The following is a 21041-nucleotide window of genomic DNA, read 5'->3' as shown; positions in this document are numbered from 1 at the left end:
GCTGGACTGACCCTGAGACCCAAGATGAGCGGAATTACTATGCCTCCAGCACTGGCCGTCGAGACGCGGTCCGGGGCGGCTCTGCCCGCCGTGGGACACCAACGGCGTTTAGACATAGAAGGCCTCAGGGCCATCGCTGTGGTCGCAGTTGTGCTCGACCACCTGTTTCACTGGCCTCAAGGCGGCTTTGTAGGCGTGGACATCTTCTTCGTGATTTCCGGGTACCTGATATCAGGGATCCTGTTGCGGGAGGCCAGCACGACCGGCCGTATATCCTTCCGGCAGTTCTATGTTCGGCGGATCAAGCGCATTCTGCCGGCAGCAGTCGTGGTCCTGTCAGTAACCGTGACTGCGGCCTATGTGGTTTTTTATGCCGGGCGTGCTTCTTCCATAGCTGGAGATTCGCTCTGGGCGCTCCTGTTCTCCGCGAACTGGCGATTCGCCATTTTGGGGACGGACTACATGAACTCAGGGTCATCCGTTTCTCCGATCCAGCACTATTGGTCTCTCGGAGTCGAGGAACAGTTCTACATCCTTTGGCCCTGGATCATCCTTGGGGCGCTATGGCTTGCAAGGCGTCTTCGAGCCAACTCACGTGGAACTGTTGCCATCCTGACTTCCGTCATAGCGGTGTCCATATTCTTGTCGTTCGCATTCGCGCTTTGGGAGACACAGACTCACCACACCGTTGCCTATTTCTCCACCTTTTCGAGAGGGTGGGAGCTGAGTGCGGGAGCCCTTCTTGCCGTGTTGACCACGTCTTTTAAGGGTTTCGCCCAACCGGTCCGGGCTGTGCTCATGTGGCTGGGTTTGACATTGCTCGTTGTGTCTTCCCTGTTCATTAGTCCGGAAACCCCGTTTCCTGCACCTAATGCTGTTTACCCCGTCGTGGGAGCGTGCATGGTCATCCTGGCTGGAGCTGGGATGCAATCCGACGCCCATGACAGGATGGCCTGGATTTTGACGAACCCAATAAGCAGATACGTCGGAAAAATCTCCTACTCCCTCTACCTTTGGCACTTTCCAGTGATTGTCATAGTGGGGGCGCTCCTGCCATCCGGTTCTAAGCGTTACTACGTGATGGCTGTGGCCGTCATGGTCTTGCTGTCTGTTTGCTCCTTCATATTGGTTGAAGACCCGATTCGCCGGAGCAGTTTCGGTGCCCCGAGGGTCAGGACGCAACACAGACCCCGAAGACGCCGCAGCAAACCGGCCGTCGTTGCGATCTTCGCAGCAATCCTCGTCGCGGCTCCCGTGACGGCGTCTGCGACTCTCGGGCAACAGCGGACGGCCGACGCCGGTTCCCCGTCCGGCGGTGTGGAGAGCCCGAAATCGATGACGGCGACAACGCTTACGGGGCGCCAGGAGCAGTTGCGCGCGGCGTTGGTCGCTTCACAGTGGCCCGCATTGACTCCCGACCCTGCCGGCATGGGACCCGACGGCGCGTTGGCAAAACCGGGTGAATGGACAAAAGACGGATGCCTCGGCGGTGAGTTGTCCCCGCTCGCACATGACAAGGACGTCACCCGCAACGCAGCGCGCTGTGTGTATGGAAGCGAGTCCGCCGCTAAGTCGATCATCGTTTTCGGCGACTCTACGACAATGAGTTTTGTACCGGGAATCCGGAAGGCGCTGGAGGGCCAGGACGTAAAGATTTACGTATACACCGTTGCGGCCTGTTCACCCACTCTCGTTCCCGTCGGACAAGATGCCTCAGCCGATGAGTGTATTCGCTTCAAGGGGTGGGTCCAGGAAGAGATAAAGAGGCTGCATCCCGCTACGGTCGTGTCCTCTTTCCTGAGGAACGACGGGCACTTGGCAAGCCATGCAGTTGGTCCCGCAGCCGACGCCGAGTGGCAGCGCAACATCGCAGCGATGGGGGACTTCGTAATAAGGAGCGGGGCGCGTTACGTGCTACTGGAGGCCCCGGCACCAGCAAAGGCAGATCCCAGCCTATGTATCACCCGGTTCAGCACTCCTGGCGACTGCGTCACTCAGCGCGCCTCAAACTTCGATAACACAAGCGAAGTTGAGCGCCGAGCCCTTGCCGGTTTGAGTAAGAGCGCCCTGTACGTGCCAACAAAGGACTGGTTCTGCGTCGATGGCCAGTGCCCCGCGTTCATCGGGAATACAGCACTGTATGCAGACATCAATCACATCAGTGCCCGCGCCTCAGAGGAATTGGGCCCATTAATTGCGGGTGCATTGCTCGGCAGCTGACGCGGTGCGGTTACTGATCCAGATCCCGGATTTATACGCGGGGTTTTGTGGACACCGCGAGCTTCAGCAAGCGACCTTCCAGTCCCAGCGTGACCAGGTGTCGCCGCACGGTTTCGTATAGTTCGGGGTCAACGATTACCGACATGGTCGGATCTTCCGTGAGTATTTGGGCTATGAATTCTGGCGCATGATTATAGTCATCTATGATCTCCGCGAGCAGCGGGCTCAGCCCTGTGGTCTTGAGAGATGATCTTCCGCGCATACCCCACTGCCAACGGGCGGCGAGAACGGCGTCGATTGTGCTTGGAGCGGCGATATAGACGGTCTCTGCGGGTTGAGGCTGGACGGCGCTTACCAAGAGCCGGGCGACGTAGTCCGGCGTCACTTTCAGCCTCGCCGTCTGTTCTTCCATTTCTGTTACTGCCCGGGCAGTTGGAGGGAGTCCGATCTCGTCGAGACCGCTCACAGAGAAGCCAAAAAACTGAGTTGCAGACAAGGACAGAAGGCACAATGATGCGGTCAGGGAGTTGCGCCCGGTCACAACGAGGCCCGAATGTCGGGGCCTCGGCAGGAGTGATGCTGTAGCCGCCACGGCGACGGGCAATGCGAACAGCAGTACAGCAACTAAATACTTGTAGAAGTAGTACGAAATGGCACCGTTGGTGATGCTTTGCGAAATGGCGAGCCATAGGCAGAGTCCGATGGGAAGGAATAGCCCGAAGCATGCCATTTTGACAGCTTGCCGTTCATCTTGGAGCGGCGGCCTTGTCACCCGCAAGGCTGCGTTGGCGAATCCAAGAGTTACCACAAGAACAACGGAAGCGAGGGTCAATCCAAAGTCAGGTACGGAAATCCCGCCAGCGAGACCGAGTATTTCCTGTCCCTGGTCGATAAGCGGTGATATTTGAAGAACTGGCAGCGACACCCCAAGCAGGGTAAAGGCGGCTACAACGAATGCGAGTCTCCACCAAGATCGGCCATATGTCCCCGACCGGCGCAGAACCGACCACAACTTGGCAATGAACACGACGGCGATAAGCGTTAACAACAGCAGCCAGTTGTTGGCTGTGCCGATGATTCCGGCACCCACAGCGGCCAACCCCCAAATGGGCATCCTTCTGTGGAAAACGAGGATGAGGAGGACGGTGGCCGTCGCCAATCCGCAGGCAAGATAAAAGTTGGCAAAGCCGTCATACACGGGTATCGAACCCGGGCCAAAGATCCATGCGCCGGCAGCTACGGCAATGGCTGGCGCCATGACCGCCGGGTTTCGGCGGACGGAGGGCAGAGCGCATAGGGCCGCCATCACCAGGAAAACAGTCAACACACTGACAAGGGCCTGAAGGTTGATATAGGAAACGAGTTCGGCATCTATGGATGTCTGCACCGGACGAACGAGCTCGGACAAGGTGGCAAGGAGAGCATGGAAACCCTGCGGATATTCCGAGAACCCCCAGGGCGCGCCGTTCGGGGGGAGTGGAATCGTCGGTATGACCTCGCCGTGGCTTCGAACCATGTAGTAGATGCTGAAATGCGACTGGTAATCCCATCTACTGGTCATAATCGACAAGGCGTCGAGAGATGTTCTGACGGCCAGCATTGTCCCCACGGACATCGCGGAGAGCACGCCTGCCAGAAAGGGAACAGCGTCGATCCATCGGGCGATAGGTAGCAGGCGTCGTAGCCTGGGGGCGACTCGCTTGGCTGAGAATATCCACCATGAAACTAACCCGGAGCAGGCCGCAAGCAGCAGCGTGCCGTGATCAATACCTATTATGCGCTCGGGGATCCACCATGTGAGGGGTGTAAATCCCATGGCAAGCAAGCCGTTGATGAGCAACCGTAAGGAAAGGTTCCTTGCCGTTGGGACGAGCAACACGAGTAGGGCCGCCAAGGTCATCGCCGGAATTCCCTCGAGCTGCCCGTTCATACGGAGAAGCACAATCAGCGATGAGACTATGGCCAATATCGCCGCTCCCCGGGACCAACGAAGGATTCTCCGGTTTGATCCCCGCGGATCATCCCCAAGTGAGCGGGAACGCCGCCGCATAGGGAGCGGCGATTGACTCAATGCTGTGTTCACGGACTTCGTCCCCAAATCATATGAAAGTTATAGTAGAAATCGCGGACCGGGTCGCTCACCCAGGCGCCACAAATAGTCGATTCTGGTTTAGTCCAGATCGGGCGGGGTTACGTTGACCGACGCTTTCCCCGCGCGCCCCTTACTCCGTCCACGATCCCAGCAGCCGCGGCAATAATTCGGCTCCATCTTGGGGGAGCAAACAGCGTCACGATTACGAGGTGCCGATAGTCGGCCAAAACGCCTTTGATCGTCCACCAAGGGTGCTTCCTCCCGTACGTTTTCGCGAGCAGGATACGGTTCCTGAACAGATAGTAGTAACGCCATGAAGCAGCCGTGCGGATCATTAACGGCCGCTTCCCCAACGCCAGGTTCGTCCCAAGAATCCGGGCTGGCGTCATGGTTCCCAGCGAATGGTCCAGCCGGGCGTCCGGTGCAATTACCGTGTTGAATCCGGAGGAAAGGCATCTCAAGTAGTACTCGGAGTCAACTCCGTCGATGAACAGATCGCTTTGGAGTGTTCCGAGTTCCTCAATGACGGCAACGGGCAGAAGCAGCCCCGACTGGATCGGCTCGCCCCCCAACTGCACACCGTTAACGACGCCGGCGCGCCGCGTCGGAAGGCCCCTGATTGAGGCGGGGGCGACCATGCCTACCCTGACTCCGGCCTGCTCGGCAGCCAGTGCCGCTTCCTCCAGCGCGGCGACATAACCGCCGTCGAGCAGGCTGTCCTGATCCATGGTGAGGATAAAGGACGGCCGGTTTCCGGACGCCAGCGCCACCGCAATCCCGGCGTTGAGCGCGGCAGCGATACCCGAGTTCTCCGGGAGCCGCTCGACCGTGCAGCCCAGGTTCTGGAGCTGGCACAGCACCGGCCCGGGGTCCTGGGGACTGCCGTCGTCGACAACCACCACGTGGCTGACCTGGGCCAGCAGTGCGGCGGCGTTGGCCAGGACGTGCTGGTCGGCATTAAACAGGCTAACCACGGCAGTGGTTGTTTTGGACGTCATTCGCTCGCCGGTTCAGGCAGGCTTGACGTCTGGCTGCTCGTCAATCCACGTTGCCAGCCGTTCGATTCCCTGCGCCAGGTTGTACTTCGGCGTCCAGCCCAGCACCTTCTCGGCGGCCGTGATGTCAGCCCATGCGTGCCGCACATCGCCCTGCCTGTACTGGCCCGTCACGTGCGATTCGGGTGCGTTATAGTGCTCAGCAATCAGCTTTGCGGCGGTGCCGATGGTCTGGAACTCGCCCGATCCGATGTCCATCGGTTCGCCCTGGACCGTGGGGGAGACAGCGCCGGCGACGATGGCAGAGGCGACATCGTCGATCAGGATGAAGTCGCGGCGCACTTCGCCGTCCTCGTAGAGGGGGATGGACTTGCCGCCCATGGCCATCCGGCAGAAGAGGCTCATGATGCCCGTGTACGGGTTGATCAGGGACTGGCCTGGACCATACACGTTTTGCAGGCGGAGAATCACAGTCTCCACTCCGTATGACTTGGCCCATGCCTGCAGGACATGCTCCTGCGCAAGCTTCGTGGCACCGTAGACGCTCACCGGCGCCGGGAACGTCTCAGATGCCTTCATGGCGACCGGCGAGGCGCCGGGGAAATCCCACTGGCCCTTGTCGAGGGTTTCGCTCGTCCGCTGGCCCGGGTAGAAGACCCGTCCGTCGGCGTCTTTCCAGGCGCCTTCGCCATACACAGCCCGGCTTGAGGACAATACAATCCGGCGGGGCAGCTTGCCGTGCCGGTTGAGGCCGTCCAGAAGTTGGGAGGTTCCGACGACGTTGACGTGCGTGTGCCGGGTGGACTCTTCCAGGGACTGGCCGGTTCCGGTTTCGGCGGCCAGGTGGATGACGACGTCGGGACTGACCTCCTGGAAGACGGCATCCCAGGTCTGCGCTTCCGTCACGTCCGCAACGACCAGTTCGACAGCGGGGTTCAACTGCTCGGGACGCTCTCCCGTGGCATGGATCTGTGGGTGGAGATTGTCGACGACAACCACGCGGTCGAACTCGCTGACCAGTGACTCGGAGATGGCGCAGCCGATGAATCCGGCGCCGCCCGTGACCAGGACGGTGCCTCCGGGACGGACGGAAGTTGAAGAGGAAGTCACTTGGGACCTTTCGTAGCGAACGGCGTTACTTGCCGAAGGTGTGGCGGACCAGGGCCTTGACGGCAGGGGCGTTCTTGCTGAGCATTGCTTTGGGCAGCAGGGACGCCGCGTGTGCACGTGACGTGAGCCTCAGCTGTGCTGACCGGGCGGCCCTGCTCCATCCCAGTTCCTCTGCCTGCGCGGCGGCAACGGCGAAGTACTCTCGCTCTCCGGCGAACCGGGAGCCGTCGACAAGCTTTGCTGACGAAGCGCTGTTCGAGTGCCGGCGGTACTGAAAGCAGACAGTCGGCTCAACCAGGAGCTGATCTCCGTTGTAGATCATGTCCATGATCAGGGCGAGGTCTTGGATGATGGGGAAACCGTCCCGGAAGTCCACTTTGCGGATATTCTGGGTTCGGAAGGCAAGCGAAGGCCAGTACAGCCAGTCTCCGTGCATCAGGTTGGCGGCAATGGCCTCCCCGGACACCAGCTGGCGTCCCCGGCCGCGGGGCTTAATGAATTTTTGTTTCACCGTATCCACCAACGTAAAAGCAACCTCGCCATTATCGTCGATTACCTGCACGCCGGGCTGGATAAGCGCTGCATCGGGATAGCGCTTGTGGGCGTCGAGGATGGTTGCGACGTAGTTGGGAAGCAAGACGTCGTCGCATCCGAGGATGACCAGGACTTCCTCGGTCGCCATGGCAACACAGGACCGATAGTTTTCTGTTATGCCGGCGTTCTCTTCCTTGCGGACGTACTTGACACGTGGATCGGCGATCCCTGCCATGAAGTCCCTGATCTCATGGCTGGGATAGGCATCGTCCACCACAGTGAGCAGCCAGTCGCTGCTGTCCTGGGCCAGGACACTGGTGACGGTTTCCTTCATATAGCCCGGATCGCCCCAGTAGGGAATGAATATATCCAGTGGCATCTCTTATTCCAAACCTTTGCGTTGTGTATCGGGCTGCGAAGCCTGCGGGTCCGCTTTGCTTGGACTTGACGTTAACGACTCCGAGGGCATCGATGAACCAGTGGTGGCATGGGCAGCTAACGCTTCAACCTGCACCCTCAGGATCGCCACTTCCTCCGCCAGGGTCCGCGTCTCGTCTTCGACAACGGAGATTTCCCAGGAGAGGTGCAGGCAGACGCCCAGCAGCATGAGGATGCTGATTGCGAAGAGCAGATTCGAGGGAAGCTGCACACCGACGACTTCGGCCACTATGTTAAGCAGCCGTGGAAAGGCCGCCAGGATGAGGGTGGCAACTCCGACGATCAGCCAGAGTGCAGCGTACTTCTCCCTGAGCTTCTTCCGGCGGAGCATTTCCACCACCAGGCCAACTATGGCCAGGGCGAGGAGGAACGCTGCGATATTTCCCATTCCTTATGCTCCTGATGCTTGCGGTGCCAGTACCGCGGGGTTGGACCGCTTTCGGGTCAAGGCGAACAGCAGGGCAAACACCGATCTTCCCAAATATATGGCGGCCTTGGCCGGATTATGGCTGGGTTTTCCGCCTTGCCGGGCGCGCATTTCCACCGGGACTTGTGTGACGGTGCAGCCGGATCTGATGGCAACGACGAGGGAGTCGATCGTGTCGCCGAGGTACTCCGCCGGATAGTGGTCCAAATACTGGTTCATAGCGCGCTCGTTTGCTGCGCGGAACCCGCTCGTGACATCGGTCAGGCGCGTCTTGGCCAGGGAAGAAATTACCTTGGCGAGCAAATTCATCGCCCATTTTCTCGGACCCGTGACCTTGTAGTCGCCGCGGTCTGCGAACCTTGCACCGATTGAGATGTCGGCCCGGGCCAGTCCGGCGAGGACTTCGTCGATGCTCCGTGGATCGTGCTGGCCGTCGGAGTCGACCTGGATAACCTGGCTGTATCCGCAACGCCGGGCATATTTGAAACCTGCCCTCATGGCGCCGCCCACGCCGAGATTGAACGGCAGGTTGAGCACTGTTGCCCCGGCACTGGCAGCTACATCTGCTGTGTCGTCCGTCGATCCGTCGTTGACGACGACGACGTCGTACCGGGAGTCTGCATTAAGGACTTCCCTGACGGTGTTTCCGACAGCTTCTGATTCATTCCAGGCAGGCATTATCACCAGAACGCGCGGATTGGGGGAGGATTCCATGGTGTCCAAACTATATCAATTCCCCGGCGGGGTTCATTCAGTCCGGGTGGGCCGCCATCCCCTGCGGCCCGGGTACACGCACCGGCCCACCGCGCGCCACGTGAGCTGCGGAGTGAAGGGCTGACGCATTGCCTAAGATGGGACGGGTCACGAGAAATCCACAAGGAGGGGCGGCGCCCACCTTGTCCAGGCGGAAGGACCAGATTGAAGAGCGACCCGAACGGAGTCTCCGGCATCGGTGGAGGCAAAGAGGTCAGGGTGAGTGTCTGTCTGGCCAGCTACCGCGGATCGCGGTACATCAAGGAACAACTTGACTCGATCCTCGCCCAGCTCGGTCCCGATGACGAGGTAGTCATTGTGGATGATGCCTCGCCGGACGACACTGTCGCCCAAATCAGGACTTTCGAGGACAGCCGCATCCGCCTGCTCGAGGCGAAGATCAACAAGGGCTACGTAAAGTCTTTCGAACAGGCGATACTTGCCTGCAACGGGGGGTTCATCCTTCTCGCAGATCAGGACGACGTGTGGATGCCGGGAAGACTCGAGCTCATGGTCTCGGCTCTGCGCTCAGCGGATGTCGTCGCCTCTAACTTTGACGTCCTCGGGGACGGCCCACGTCCGAACATCCCGCGGCTACGGAGCAAGGACAGCCGAAGGCACGCAGCCAACCTTTTCGGTGTGCTCGTCGGATACCGGGCCTATTACGGATGCTGCATGGGATTCCGCCGGCAGGTCCTGCCGGTATTTGCCCCCGTGCCTGGCTACCTCAACGAATCGCACGACCTTTGGCTTGCGATCTGCGGGAACCTCGGCCGGTCTATTCAGCATTTGGACGAATCCACCCTCTTGCGAAGGATCCACGACGAGAATGCGACCCCACGGAGCTGGCGTTCACTTTCGGTCATCGTTCGTTCACGGATCATGTTGGCCAGGTGCATGATCCTGGCCACACGTCGGCTCCTGCTCCAGCGTCGCACTGATTAGAAGGCGTTGGCACACCCGGTAAGCTGGCTTAATGCAGAATCTCCTTGTCACCGGCGGTGCCGGCTTCATCGGTTCCAATTTCGTCCACTATGTACTCGAAAACACTGATAATCGCGTCATAGTTCTGGACAAGCTGACGTACGCAGGCAACCTGGAGTCCCTGCAGGGGCTTCCAGGCGATCGGTTTGAGTTCGTCCAAGGGGACATCTGCGACGCCGTACTGGTCGACACGCTAGTGGCGGATGCCGACGTCGTGGTCCACTATGCGGCCGAATCGCACAACGATAATTCACTGCATGATCCCCGCCCGTTCCTGGACACGAATATCATCGGCACGTACACGCTGATCGAGGCCGCCAGGAAGCACAGCAAGCGGTTCCACCACATCTCCACGGACGAAGTGTACGGGGATCTGGAACTTGATGACCCGGAGCGCTTTAGCGAGAGCACCCCATACAACCCGTCAAGCCCTTACTCCTCCACAAAGGCGGGCTCGGACCTGCTGGTCCGCGCCTGGGTCCGTTCCTTCGGGCTGCAGGCTACCATCAGCAACTGCTCGAACAACTACGGCCCGTACCAGCACGTGGAGAAATTCATCCCACGCCAGATCACCAACGTGATCAACGGGATCCGCCCCAAGCTTTACGGCAAGGGCGAGAACGTCCGTGACTGGATCCACGCGAACGATCATTCGTCGGCGGTCCTGGCCATCATCGGCAAAGGCAGGATCGGCGAAACCTACCTCATCGGCGCGGACGGGGAAAAGAACAACAAGGACGTTGTGGAGCTGATCCTCAAGCACATGGGACAGTCTCCGGACGCCTACGACCATGTCGTGGACCGGCCGGGACATGATTTGCGGTATGCGATCGATTCCGCCAAGCTCCGCGACGAGCTCGGCTGGGAGCCGCGTTTCTCGAATTTCGACCTCGGCATCGAGGACACTATCGCCTGGTACCGGGACAACGAAGACTGGTGGCGGCCACAGAAGGCCCAGACCGAAGCCAAGTACAAGGAACAGGGCCAGTAGAAGATGTCGATCGAGTTCTCCAAGAAGCTGACCGCCCACGAAACGTCGATCCCCGGCGTCGTCCTCTACGATCTTCCGGTGCATGGAGATAACCGTGGCTGGTTCAAGGAAAACTGGCAGCGCGAAAAAATGGTTGCCCTTGGGCTGCCGGACTTTCGTCCCGTGCAGAACAACATTTCCTTCAATGAAAAGGCCGGCACCACGCGCGGCATCCACGCCGAACCCTGGGACAAGTTCATTTCAATTGCCACCGGCAAGATTTTCGGTGCCTGGGTGGACCTGCGCGAAGGTCCTTCCTTTGGTGCCGTCTTCACTGCCGTGCTTGACCCGAGTCAGGCTATTTTCATTCCCCGCGGTGTGGGCAACGCGTTCCAGACGCTGGAAGACAACACGGCCTACACCTACCTGGTCAACGACCATTGGTCGGCAGATGCACAGGGCCGGTACACCTTCCTGAACCTCGCAGACGAGACTGCGGCTATTGCCTGGCCTGTCCCGCTGGAGAACGCGGAGCTCTCGGACAAGGACAAGGCCCACCCCCGCCTCGCGGACGTCGTGCCGATGCCGGCCAAAAAGATCCTCGTGGTCGGCGCCGATGGCCAGTTGGGCAAGGCACTCCGGGAACAGTACGACGGCGACGCGACCGTCGAATTCGCAGGACGTGCCGGGTTCGACATGGGCAGCGAGGAATCTTTCACGGAACGGAACTGGAAAAACTACTCGACGATCGTCAACGCCGCCGCCTATACCGGTGTTGACACCGCGGAGTCTTCGGAGGGCCGGGCAGCCGCATGGGCAGTGAACGTTTCTGGCGTCGCACGACTCGCCCGAACCGCCGTCGAACATGACCTCACGCTGGTCCACATCTCCTCCGACTATGTCTTCGACGGCGTCCGTGAGAGCCATGACGAGGCCGAACCATTTACTCCGCTGGGTGTGTACGGTCAGACAAAGGCAGCCGGCGACGCCGTCGTCAGCGTCGTTCCCCGGCACTACATCATCCGCACCAGCTGGGTCATCGGCGAAGGTAACAACTTCGTCCGCACCATGTCATCGCTAGCCGGCCGCGGCATCGAGCCAGCTGTCGTCCATGATCAGGTTGGCAGGCTCAGCTTCACCGAAGACATCGCGGCGGGGATCCAGCACCTGCTGGAATCCGGCGCGGGGTACGGGACTTATAACCTCAGCAACGACGGCGAGCCGCAGTCCTGGGCGGACATCGCAGCGGACGTATACGAGCTTTCCGGCCAGCCCAGGTCCGCCGTCACCGGCGTGAGCACCGAAGAATACTTCAGGGGCAAGGCTGCTGCGCCGCGGCCGCTGAACAGTGTGCTTGACCTGACTAAGATCAAGGAGTCAGGGTTCAAGCCCCGGCCGGCCAAGGAAGCGCTTAAGTCCTACCTGGGTGCGCCGACAGCGGCGGAGTAAAAGGCCAGACTATGCCCTTTGACTCGACTTCCTTCGGGGTGGTAGCCCTGGCTGCATACAACCCTGATTGGGACCTCTTCCGGACCCAGCTTCGATCCATCCAGAACCAGACGCATCCTGATTTTCAGTGCCTCATTTCAGCAGACGGCGGGTTCAGCGAAGTCCGGGACTTCGTGGCCAGGGAAATTGACGGTGACGAACGGTTCGTGGTCATCGGCCACGAGGAGCGGCTAGGGTTCTACGGCAACTTTGAACGGGTTCTTCAGTGCGTTCCAACCGAGGCTGCCTGGGTGGCATTGTCGGATCAGGATGACGACTGGTATCCAGCCAAGCTTGAGACGATGCTGCCACACCTTAATGATGTGAGCCTGGTGGCCGCCCAGGCCCGGGTGGTCAGACTCCCGGAAAATGATGTTGTATCAGAATCAACCCAGCGGAAGAACGTCGCGTTGGATGCACTCTTGGCCCAGAATCAGGTGACGGGCAGTCTGAGTGCGTTCCGGAGGGAGCTCTTGGAACTCGCCCTTCCATTCCCCCGTCTCAATACAATTTCTCAGGTGCACGATCATTGGCTGGCGGTTTGCGCCAAGGCGACCGGCGGCACGAGGGTGATCGACGACGTCGTACAGGACTATGTCCAGCACGGCGGAAACGTGCTGGGTGAGGTGGGGGGACGCAAGAGCCTTGCGAAGTCAATCCAGAATGTTGCAGCGCTGTCCAGAAAGTTTCAGGGTAGCAGCAGTCCCTTGGCCATGCTGAGGACCGCAAATGATCTGAGCTTTGGCTGGCGCAGGATCATGGCGGATGCCCTGCGGAAGCGCGTTGCCCCGGGGACTGCCGGGCTGGACGGAGGCATCGCTGCATTCGAAAGCGGACACCGCTGGGTGCACACGTCACGGGTCCTTGTTTCAGGACTGCGTAGCGGCGACATCGCCCTGCCCTGCTTCGCGGAGTTCGTTGCCGGGTTGCCGGTTGAATTGTTTGCCAAGGGGCGCCGGAAGTAGCTGCCCTCTATCGTGGTTCCACGGTTGCGACGGGCGGCTGGACGAGGTGCTTGAGGCTATCCCGGACCACCATGATCTGGTAGCCGGCAACCACGAGTTCAGCGAGGCCGACAGCCCAGGCAACGCCAGGCGCACCGAACATGACGCCTAGGACGAACATCATCGGAACGTTGAAGGCCGCGCCGATCGCCGTCGATTTAGCCAGGGCAGCTCCCTTGCCGAGCGGGATGAGACATGCCAGGCCCACTACCTGGGCCACGATGACTCCGGCAAGAATCAGTCCGAAAGGGATGCTGAGGGCAAAATCGACCTGGATTTCGCCTCGGGAAAAGACGGAACTTGCCCAGGGTGTCAAGACGGCCAGGCAGACTCCTCCAAGGAGGCCAACGGCCGGGGCCAGGTTTGCCACCCTGCGGATCCGGTGGGTGCTTTGGTCAGGGCCGGCTTCAGGAATCCAGCCCTGTATTACCTGAAGAACAGGGCCAAACCCGGCAACAGCAAAACGGAAGAGCTTATCCGCAAGGGCATATTGGGGGAGCGCGGCTGCGACTACAAGCTTAACTGCGATCATTGGCAGGTTGCTGTTCAGGCTTCCAGTGCCGGCTGCTATAACCCCGTGCTTCTGGTCGCGAAGTCGACGGATTGCAGCTACAAGGCCGAGGTCCAGCTTCAGGGGCTGCCCGCCCTTGGTTTCTTTGGGCTGCAGGGCGCCGAGTGCTCCCGCTATCACAGCGATCAGGTTGAAGAGGAGAAGGCACAGCACGAATACAAATGGGTGCGGAGCGAACTGGATTAAGATGACGCCGACGACGGTCCCAAGACCTTGCGGGAGGACGTCGAAAACCAGGAGCTGCCATGGTTTCGCCTGGCCGATAAAGTACCACGAAGCCCCAACGAACGGCAGCAAATAGGCGATTGAAGCTAATGCCGCCGCCGGGGGGTCGAAGCTGCCAAGCATCAGGACAACAATGAACATCACCGGCGCAGCGAACATGAAGAGATAAACGCGGCTGACTAATGAGTCCAGGAACATTTGTGGGCGTCGCCCGGGCGGAAGTGACGCCACCAAGGCGGCCCCGACAGTGCCCCATCCGAAGGCCACGAGGATGCCGAAGACGGCCGCGGTTGCCTGTGCCAGGGCTAGTTCGCCCCAAATGTCTCCGCCCAGGGTGGAAATCACGAACGGGATTGCCAGCAAGTTAATAACAGTCGAGACCACGAGCGACGTCGCGAAACCGCCAAAACGCCTCAACAAGGCAGGTGCAGCTATCGAAGCCACTCAAGATCTCCGATCCTATGTTGCCAGCACGGCGCCCGTGCGCGTTGCCAATTTGGCCGAAGTGAATCTTACCCCGGAACCGCGTGCAGGGCCGAATGGCCGGGCATCTCCAACCTGCGGGAATCGAGCCTCAGGTAGGTAGTCGGACCAGCGACAGCACGCGAAATCAGTAGGTGAGGGTTTGGCACCCCAGCGCAGAATTTCCAAGTGTGAACGGTGATGCTGCGATCCCGTAAGTGCAGACCGCATAACGGCCCCGTTGAGTTATTACCTTTTTCGACGTGTAGCCGTGGTTCCCGCTGATTCCCAAAACCTGGTTGACGTCCGGCCTGGACAGATTCGCTGGAGTCGGGAAATTAGTAACAGTGCCGTCAGGAGCAGTGACGTAGGTGTGGATGTCGATTGATACAGACGGGACATCCCGGTCAACCGCCCAACCCGTTGAAACGAGGGTTGCAACCCCACCGGAAACCTGAACAGTAGCCGAGTCCAGGTATCCCACCGGGCTTGCAGCAAATCCTGCGTTAACGGTCTTGCAACCCAGGGCGGTATTGCTCGGGGAAACGGGACTTAGGGCGATCCCGTATGTACAGACTGTGTATTCTCCAGGGGAGGTTACAGGGATGTCCTGTTCATAGCCGTGCACCCCTGAAATCCCAAGAAACTGATTGACGTCCGTCCTGGTCGTTGTTGTCGACAACTGGACGAGCTTGCTCGAACCGTCCGGCGCATACACATATACATGTACAGCAACAGGAGATGCAGGGTCGCTGTAATCGACCGTCCAGCCACGTACAGACAGCAATGCCTGGGAAGTAGTCTTTTTAACATTCAGGGAATCGAGAGTTCCAATTGGCGAGGGGGCCGGAGTGATCCTCAGCGTTTTACAGCCGAGGTCACTCTGCAGGAACTGCCCTGTTGCGACGGCACACAGCTTGTAGTCACCAGCCGCCCTGATATCGACATCAAGGTGGAACCCGTGGTTTGTGCCGGCCCCTAGGAACTGGTCGACATCGGGCCGGTAGTCCGCAGCATTGATTTGGTACGAGGATTTTGATCCATCGGGTCTGTACAGGTCAGCGCGGACTACCGCAGTGGCAGACTTTCTGCTCATGTCCACCGCCCAGCCCTTTGTCTTGAGCGTCACTTTAGTAGCGGTGCGTTCCTCAGTCAGTTCATCCAAGCTGCCGATGGGCGGTTCTGCCCCCTCGACTACGATCGACATACATCCGATGCTCACGTTAGTGAACTTTCCGATGGCGTAGGAACATACGTTATAGGTGCCTGACGTACTAACGGGTATTTGTTGGTCGAAACCGTGGAAATCTCCGAGCCCGGTAACTTGATTTACGTCTGGTCGATAGGACGTCGCCGGCATCTTATAAAGCGCAGTGGTTCCGGATGGTGACGTGACGTACGCGTGTACCTCTGTGGTGGCTCCAGGCAGAGCTTTGTCCACGGCCCATCCGCGGAGCCGCAGGGCGGTTGTCGTTTCGGTACGCTCGATAGTTCCGGAATCAAAGGACCCGAACGGCCGTGTGCCCGCAAATATCGCCAACGACGAGTAGTCCCCATTCCACACGTTGGAATCGCCCGCGAAGGGTCCCGTGCTGCTGTACTGCCATATGCTGTAAGTTCCCCAACTCGAGGGAATAGCTCCCGCATTATTTGAGGGCGAGGCCGGGTACGCCGCCACCCACAGCGGATAATCCCCGAAGCCTGCAGGATCTCCGAGGCATTGCTTCCACCAGCTGGTGTTGGTATATATGACAGGCAAGCGGCCGGTTAAAGACAGCATGGTGTTCCCGAAGTCACGGACCCAGGAGCTCAGCTGTGCCGGCGACATTCCATAGCACGTATTGCCGAAATAGAAGCCGTTGATGGTCCTACCCTCATATGGGTTAAATTCGAAGTCAAGCACGGGTGGCATCGTGTACCCGTCGGGACTCCATCCCCCACCGTTTTGAACGAAGTAGCTTGCCTGGTCGGCACCCGACGACCAGTTGGGGATGGCGAAATGGTAGGCTCCCCGGATCATGCCAACATTCCTGGAACCGTTGTACTGGGAGCCAAATGATGGATTGGTGTAGTAGTTGCCCTCGCTCGCCTTGACATAGGCAAAGCGTGCGCCCATGTTCCACTGCTGCTGCCAGTCCACGCTTGTCTGGTGACCACTGACATCCAGCCCCTGCACCCCAAAAGTAGGCGTCCAAGTCCCTTCTGTTCCCATCGATTCCGTGCTCAGTCTGTTCGGCGCGCCAGCGGAGGAAGCCTCGGTCACGCGTTTCGATCGCTGGCCCATCTCTGCGCCGCCGACTCCGATCGCCTCAGCCATTGTTCCGCGGGCGCTGCCAGTTTCAGGAACAGGGAGACTGCCAGTTGCAGGAACCAGTGTGGGCGTTTTTGTCGGCTCCTGCTGCACGGCAGGCGTTGGCGTGGGCGAAGCGGTGACCGGCCCGGTCACCGGGGCATGGGACTCCGACGGAGCTGGCGTTGGACTGGGTTCAACGGCGAATGAGGTGCTGGCTAATCCCGGTCCCGTCACGAGTGAAGCAGTCAAAGCTGCTGCCCCCAGAGCTTGCAGGAAATAGCGACGACTATTGAGCTGGTTCCGCTTCATATTGGCTCCGGAGACAAATGACGAGCTCCCCAAAAGCGCATCATTAGGGGTTTAACAGCTGCAGCGAAATCCGGCCAGGAGACACTGAACTGGGGAATATCGAGACCTTGACGCGCTCACCCTAACACCGGAGTGCCCAGTGAAACCAGTGATTCTGCTGTTACCAGTGTGAATGATGCGGCTCCGTTATCCACACTCCTCCCGTATGACTTGTTGCCGTGCTGTACGCTCCCTAGGCTGTACCCAGTTGAACTGCCTCGGCCGGGGGCGGCAGTTGTATTGGGGAACTATGGACGCTGTGGGAATCGTGGAGGACGAAGTACGCGAGCTGATCCGTCGTCGCGGTCTAGATCCGTTGCGTCAGGCGGGCGAGGTTCGCCGATTGGTCGAGGCAGCCGTAACTGACTATGACGAGCGTGCCCTCATGGGACCACTCCCGCCGATTGGTCCGCTGGACGCCGCCCGCAGGTTCGTTTTTGATGCGGTTGCCGGCTTCGGGGTTCTCCAGCCGCTGTTGGACGATCCCTCTATAGAGGAGATCTGGCTGAATGCCCCGAACGAAATCTATGTTGCCCGAAACGGCGAATCCGAGCTGACCTCCCTGAGCCTGACGGATCAGCAGGTGCGTGACCTCGTGGAGCGCATGCTGAAGAGTTCCGGCCGCCGCCTCGACATGTCGTCGCCATTTGTGGACGCCGCATTGCCTGACGGCTCAAGGCTTCACGTGGTCATCCCGGACGTAACCCGCCGCCACTGGGCTGTCAACATCCGCAAGTTTGTTGTCAAGGCAAGCAGGTTGGAACACCTCGTGGAGTTAGGCACCCTGACCCCTCAGTCGGCCCGGTTCTTGGGTGCCGCGGTAGCCAGCGGACTGAATATCCTGGTCTCGGGCGCTACCCAGGCGGGCAAGACAACAATGCTCAATTGCCTCGCAGCGAGCATTGGCAGCCGGGAACGGGTCATCACGGTCGAGGAGATCTTCGAACTACAGTTTCCTTTGCGGGACGTAGTGGGCTTGCAATGCCGCCAGCCCAACCTTGAGGGGGAAGGAGAGATCCCGCTGCGCAGGCTGGTCAAGGAAGCGCTCAGGATGCGCCCGGACCGCCTCGTGGTGGGCGAAGTCCGTGAAGCCGAAAGCCTGGACATGCTGATCGCCTTAAATAGTGGCCTGCCAGGCATGTGCACGGTCCACGCGAATTCTGCCCACGACGCGGTAACCAAGATCTGCACCCTTCCCCTGCTGGCCGGCGAAAACATCTCCAGCGCCTTTGTGGTTCCGACCGTTGCCTCCTGCATTGACCTAGTAGTGCACTGCAGCCGACAGGCCAACGGTCGGCGGCAGGTGACAGAAATTCTGTCCCTGGGCCGGCGCGTGGAGAACGGCATCATTGAGTCATCGATGGTGTTCGCCGTTGCTGACGGGCAGCTGCAGCCCAAGGTTAATTCAATGCCGTCGGCCGAGAAATTCGCACGAGCAGGTTACGACGTCGCGGCGCTGCTGGAGCCGCGCTGATGGCGCCCTTAGTCGGGGTACTTGCCGGAACGGGACTATTTCTTGTTTGGTGGTCTTTCTGGGAGCAACCGGAGCCGACGCCCAGGCCTGCAAAGGTGGATCGGTTGGGCGACCTGCTCGCCTCGGCCGGAATAGAAAGAGTGACCGGAACCGGCTTGATTGCCACCTGCCTCGGACTGGGCCTGTTTGTGGCACTCGCGTTCTTTGCGATCAGCCGATCTTGGCCGATCTCTGTGTGTTTTGGTCTTTTCGGTTCCTGGCTGCCCATGAGTGCGGTGCGTTGGCGGGCAAAGAAGAGGACCGCCGTCCTTCGCCAGCTTTGGCCTGACGTCGTTGATCACCTTCGGTCCGCCATCCGGGCGGGATTATCGCTGCCTGAAGCCCTGATTCAACTGGGAGAGAAAGGCCCGGAGGAACTCCGGCATGTTTTCCGGGACTTCGGTGCCGACTATCGTGCCGGAGGACAGTTCGACGGGTCCCTGAATAAGCTCAAAGACCGGTTGGCTGATCCGGTTGCTGACCGGATCGTCGAGGCCCTCAGGCTGACTCGGGAAGTGGGCGGCTCGGACCTTGGAAAGCTTCTGGGAACCCTTGCTGAGTTTCTTCGTGAAAATGCCCGGACCCGAGGCGAACTTGAGGCTCGGCAGTCTTGGACTGTCAACGCAGCAAGGCTCGCTGTTGCCGCTCCCTGGATCGTCATGATCCTTCTTGCAACCCGGCCTGAAGCGGTCCAGGCCTACAACACGCCCGTGGGCGCAGGTGTTCTGCTGGGCGGCCTGGTTGTGTCACTTATCTCCTACTCCATCATGCTGCGGATCGGCGCGCTTCCACAGGACGAGAGGGTACTCCGATGACAGGCACCTCTGCGGCAGCCATCGTCTGCGGCATTAGTCTGGGAGCAGGCCTCTGGTTGCTGCTGTTCAGGACGCCCTTTATGCGTCCCACTACGTTCATGGAGCGCATCGAACCACAACTAAAGTCGCAAAACCTTGAGTCCAGGCTCCTGAGGTCGGGGGAACAGAACGTCACCCCATTTGGCCCACTGGAACGGATCATGCGTCCTTTGCTGCGCGACGGCAAGACAGCCCTGGGCAGGCTGAACCTGGGTTCCAAGGCGCTGTCCCGCCGACTTGCCCAGGCAGGCTTCGCCAAGTCCCCGATCGATTTCCGCGCCGAACAGTTTCTCTGGGCGGCGGCAGGATTCACTCTCTCGCTAGCGGCAGTTGTCCTCGGTGCCGTGGCCGGGAGCTTCAGTCCGTTCACCGCTGTCTTGGCGGTCCTGGGGACTGCCTTGGGCGGGTACATGTTCCGTGACTACTGGCTAGGCGTCCAGATCCGCAGGCGGGAATCCCGGATGATGGCCGAATTCCCCAGCCTCGCTGAACTTATGGCCCTGGCAGTCGGGGCAGGCGAAAGCGCGACGGGCGCCCTGGACAGAGTATGCCGCAGCGCACGCGGTGAGCTCTCCAAAGATTTTTCCAAAATCCTCGCCGAAACCAGGGCCGGAAAACCCCTGGTGGAAGCTCTACAGGAATTTTCCGCCCGGACAGACCTGGGCCCGTTGGTCAGGTTTGTTGATGGCATCATCGTGGCAGTTGAGCGGGGCACACCCTTGGCGGACGTGCTCCGGGCCCAGGCCCAGGACGTCCGGGATACTGCCAAGCGCGACCTCATGGAATCGGCGGGCAAGAAGGAGATTGGCATGATGATTCCGTTGGTATTCGGTGTTCTTCCGCTGACAGTCGTCTTCGCGGTGTTTCCCGGCATTGCGGCGATCAGCCTGGACCTCTAGCGGGTCTACGTGTGTCGTTCGAGCTTGAGACAACATCCAGGCCGACCGTCCCCAGACATTTACTAGTACGCAGTGAGCCAGTACACAAAGAAATGGACCGAAAAATGAAGAATCTGGGAATCCGGAGTGGCCTGCTGCTCCTGGCGATCGTGGCGGGCCTCTGGACTTCGGTCGCAACGAATGCACGTGGCATGGCAAACGTTGAGCCTCAGCAGGACGGATCCTCCAGGGATCACCCGGAGCGGGGCGATGTCCCGGGCTGGGTGATGATCACGCTCATGTCCGCTGTTTTGGTGGCCGGTTTGCTCGCGCTCGCAGGCCCGGCACTCGAAACGATGTTCAACCAGGCCATGGACAAGGTCGGAAAGTAGGCCATGCGTCGGCCTGGCTACTCCGGATGTGACTCGGAGCCAGGCCCGCCCACGGACGAACGCGGCTCCGCGGTGGTGGACTTCGTCATGGTGGGCGGCCTGCTCACGATGTTCTTCCTGGCCATAATCCAGCTCACCCTGATCCTGCATGTGCGCAATACGCTGATCGATGCCGCTGCTTCGGGAGCCCGGTACGGGACCCTCGCGGACCGCGGGGCTGCGGACGCAGCAGAAAGGGCCGGGGATCTGATTGGAACAGCACTGAATGCTGACTTCGCCGAGGACATCAGCACATCGGAAGTTACGTTTCAGGGGCTCAGGACGCTGGAAGTCACCATCAAAGCTCCAATGCCTGTGATTGGTCTTATCGGCCCCCGGGAGATGCTGGAGGTCAAGGGTCATGCCGCAATCCAGCCCTGAACCCAGCAGGGATTCGTGGCGGGCCTGGCTTCGAGCCAGGTTCAATGAAGCCCTCTGCCTTGCACCTGCC

18 protein-coding genes are annotated in these 21041 nt (G+C 59.9%); 10 read left to right on the top strand and 8 right to left on the bottom strand.

What is annotated here, in order from left to right; all coding sequences use genetic code 11:
* Positions 1-39: 39 nt before the first annotated feature.
* Positions 40-2220, top strand: a complete 2181-nt coding sequence (locus J7E83_RS06890; RefSeq protein ID WP_214960270.1) for an acyltransferase family protein — start codon at positions 40-42, stop codon at positions 2218-2220.
* Between the two features lie 31 nt (positions 2221-2251).
* Here the strand turns inward: J7E83_RS06890 and J7E83_RS06885 are convergent, their stop codons facing one another.
* The 6 genes from J7E83_RS06885 to J7E83_RS06860 form a co-directional block, all read right to left on the bottom strand.
* Positions 2252-4186, bottom strand: coding sequence for a hypothetical protein (locus J7E83_RS06885; RefSeq protein WP_214960269.1), 1935 nt, complete (start codon positions 4184-4186; stop codon positions 2252-2254).
* 224 nt (positions 4187-4410) lie between these two features.
* Positions 4411-5310 (bottom strand): glycosyltransferase, encoded by a 900-nt coding sequence (locus tag J7E83_RS06880; RefSeq protein ID WP_214960267.1) that lies wholly within the window; start codon positions 5308-5310, stop codon positions 4411-4413.
* A gap of 12 nt (positions 5311-5322) precedes the next feature.
* Complete coding sequence (locus J7E83_RS06875) at positions 5323-6417, bottom strand: NAD(P)-dependent oxidoreductase (protein ID WP_214960265.1); 1095 nt, start codon at positions 6415-6417, stop codon at positions 5323-5325.
* Positions 6418-6442: 25 nt separating this feature from the next.
* Complete coding sequence (locus J7E83_RS06870) at positions 6443-7330, bottom strand: glycosyltransferase (RefSeq protein ID WP_214960263.1); 888 nt, start codon at positions 7328-7330, stop codon at positions 6443-6445.
* A gap of 3 nt (positions 7331-7333) precedes the next feature.
* Positions 7334-7777 carry a DUF2304 domain-containing protein gene (locus J7E83_RS06865; RefSeq protein WP_214960261.1) on the bottom strand — a complete coding sequence of 148 codons (444 nt, stop codon included), beginning with the start codon at positions 7775-7777 and terminating at the stop codon, positions 7334-7336.
* 3 nt (positions 7778-7780) lie between these two features.
* Positions 7781-8530 carry a glycosyltransferase family 2 protein gene (locus tag J7E83_RS06860; protein ID WP_214960259.1) on the bottom strand — a complete coding sequence of 250 codons (750 nt, stop codon included), beginning with the start codon at positions 8528-8530 and terminating at the stop codon, positions 7781-7783.
* Positions 8531-8734: 204 nt separating this feature from the next.
* Between J7E83_RS06860 and J7E83_RS06855 the strand changes: the two genes are divergently transcribed.
* Genes J7E83_RS06855 through J7E83_RS06840 form a run of 4 tightly spaced genes read left to right on the top strand, consistent with a single transcriptional unit; the run spans position 8735 to position 12976 of the window.
* Entirely contained in the window at positions 8735-9514 is a 780-nt protein-coding gene (locus J7E83_RS06855) for a glycosyltransferase (RefSeq protein WP_214960257.1), read from the top strand.
* A gap of 31 nt (positions 9515-9545) precedes the next feature.
* Positions 9546-10544 (top strand): dTDP-glucose 4,6-dehydratase, encoded by a 999-nt coding sequence (rfbB, locus tag J7E83_RS06850; protein ID WP_214960254.1) that lies wholly within the window; start codon positions 9546-9548, stop codon positions 10542-10544.
* Positions 10545-10547: 3 nt separating this feature from the next.
* Positions 10548-11972 carry a bifunctional dTDP-4-dehydrorhamnose 3,5-epimerase family protein/NAD(P)-dependent oxidoreductase gene (locus J7E83_RS06845; RefSeq protein WP_214960252.1) on the top strand — a complete coding sequence of 475 codons (1425 nt, stop codon included), beginning with the start codon at positions 10548-10550 and terminating at the stop codon, positions 11970-11972.
* An 11-nt stretch (positions 11973-11983) separates the two neighbouring features.
* The gene (locus J7E83_RS06840; RefSeq protein WP_214960250.1) at positions 11984-12976 is read left to right on the top strand and encodes a glycosyltransferase; all 993 of its coding nucleotides are present in this window, start codon (positions 11984-11986) and stop codon (positions 12974-12976) included.
* Between the two features lie 7 nt (positions 12977-12983).
* Here J7E83_RS06840 and J7E83_RS21500 read toward each other — a convergent pair whose 3' ends face one another.
* Entirely contained in the window at positions 12984-14255 is a 1272-nt protein-coding gene (locus J7E83_RS21500) for a lipopolysaccharide biosynthesis protein (protein ID WP_214960248.1), read from the bottom strand.
* A gap of 166 nt (positions 14256-14421) precedes the next feature.
* Complete coding sequence (locus J7E83_RS06830) at positions 14422-16590, bottom strand: lysozyme (RefSeq protein WP_251043474.1); 2169 nt, start codon at positions 16588-16590, stop codon at positions 14422-14424.
* 574 nt (positions 16591-17164) lie between these two features.
* Here J7E83_RS06830 and J7E83_RS06825 point away from each other — a divergent pair.
* From J7E83_RS06825 to J7E83_RS06805, 5 genes are all read left to right on the top strand, one after another.
* Positions 17165-18388, top strand: a complete 1224-nt coding sequence (locus J7E83_RS06825) for a CpaF family protein (protein ID WP_214960244.1) — start codon at positions 17165-17167, stop codon at positions 18386-18388.
* Positions 18388-19242 carry a type II secretion system F family protein gene (locus J7E83_RS06820; RefSeq protein ID WP_214960243.1) on the top strand — a complete coding sequence of 285 codons (855 nt, stop codon included), beginning with the start codon at positions 18388-18390 and terminating at the stop codon, positions 19240-19242. Before J7E83_RS06825 ends, J7E83_RS06820 begins: the two co-directional genes overlap by 1 nt.
* Entirely contained in the window at positions 19239-20180 is a 942-nt protein-coding gene (locus J7E83_RS06815; protein ID WP_214960241.1) for a type II secretion system F family protein, read from the top strand. The genes J7E83_RS06820 and J7E83_RS06815 overlap by 4 nt, the downstream gene beginning before the upstream one ends.
* Positions 20181-20371: 191 nt before the next feature.
* Positions 20372-20551, top strand: coding sequence for a hypothetical protein (locus J7E83_RS06810; RefSeq protein WP_396020521.1), 180 nt, complete (start codon positions 20372-20374; stop codon positions 20549-20551).
* A gap of 3 nt (positions 20552-20554) precedes the next feature.
* On the top strand, positions 20555-20971 hold the full coding sequence (locus J7E83_RS06805; protein ID WP_214960238.1) for a TadE family protein: 417 nt from the start codon (positions 20555-20557) through the stop codon (positions 20969-20971).
* Positions 20972-21041: the final 70 nt, after the last annotated feature.

Source organism: Arthrobacter sp. ISL-48 (genome assembly GCF_018613805.1).
Taxonomy (GTDB): domain Bacteria; phylum Actinomycetota; class Actinomycetes; order Actinomycetales; family Micrococcaceae; genus Arthrobacter.
Note: the sequence above shows the minus strand (reverse complement) of the source record. Positions and strands in the feature narration are given on the sequence as shown.

Bases quoted from the DNA above. Each gene is read 5' to 3' on its own strand.
- J7E83_RS06890 (WP_214960270.1), top strand. From the start codon at position 40: ATGCCTCCAGCACTGGCCGTCGAGACGCGGTCCGGGGCGGCTCTGCCC.
- J7E83_RS06880 (WP_214960267.1), bottom strand. From the start codon at position 5,310: ATGACGTCCAAAACAACCACTGCCGTGGTTAGCCTGTTTAATGCCGAC.
- J7E83_RS06870 (WP_214960263.1), bottom strand. From the start codon at position 7,330: ATGCCACTGGATATATTCATTCCCTACTGGGGCGATCCGGGCTATATG.
- J7E83_RS06865 (WP_214960261.1), bottom strand. From the start codon at position 7,777: ATGGGAAATATCGCAGCGTTCCTCCTCGCCCTGGCCATAGTTGGCCTG.
- J7E83_RS06860 (WP_214960259.1), bottom strand. From the start codon at position 8,530: ATGGAATCCTCCCCCAATCCGCGCGTTCTGGTGATAATGCCTGCCTGG.
- rfbB (WP_214960254.1), top strand. From the start codon at position 9,546: ATGCAGAATCTCCTTGTCACCGGCGGTGCCGGCTTCATCGGTTCCAAT.
- J7E83_RS06845 (WP_214960252.1), top strand. From the start codon at position 10,548: ATGTCGATCGAGTTCTCCAAGAAGCTGACCGCCCACGAAACGTCGATC.
- J7E83_RS06840 (WP_214960250.1), top strand. From the start codon at position 11,984: ATGCCCTTTGACTCGACTTCCTTCGGGGTGGTAGCCCTGGCTGCATAC.
- J7E83_RS06830 (WP_251043474.1), bottom strand. From the start codon at position 16,590: ATGGCTGAGGCGATCGGAGTCGGCGGCGCAGAGATGGGCCAGCGATCG.
- J7E83_RS06825 (WP_214960244.1), top strand. From the start codon at position 17,165: ATGGACGCTGTGGGAATCGTGGAGGACGAAGTACGCGAGCTGATCCGT.
- J7E83_RS06820 (WP_214960243.1), top strand. From the start codon at position 18,388: ATGGCGCCCTTAGTCGGGGTACTTGCCGGAACGGGACTATTTCTTGTT.
- J7E83_RS06815 (WP_214960241.1), top strand. From the start codon at position 19,239: ATGACAGGCACCTCTGCGGCAGCCATCGTCTGCGGCATTAGTCTGGGA.
- J7E83_RS06810 (WP_396020521.1), top strand. From the start codon at position 20,372: ATGGCAAACGTTGAGCCTCAGCAGGACGGATCCTCCAGGGATCACCCG.
- J7E83_RS06805 (WP_214960238.1), top strand. From the start codon at position 20,555: ATGCGTCGGCCTGGCTACTCCGGATGTGACTCGGAGCCAGGCCCGCCC.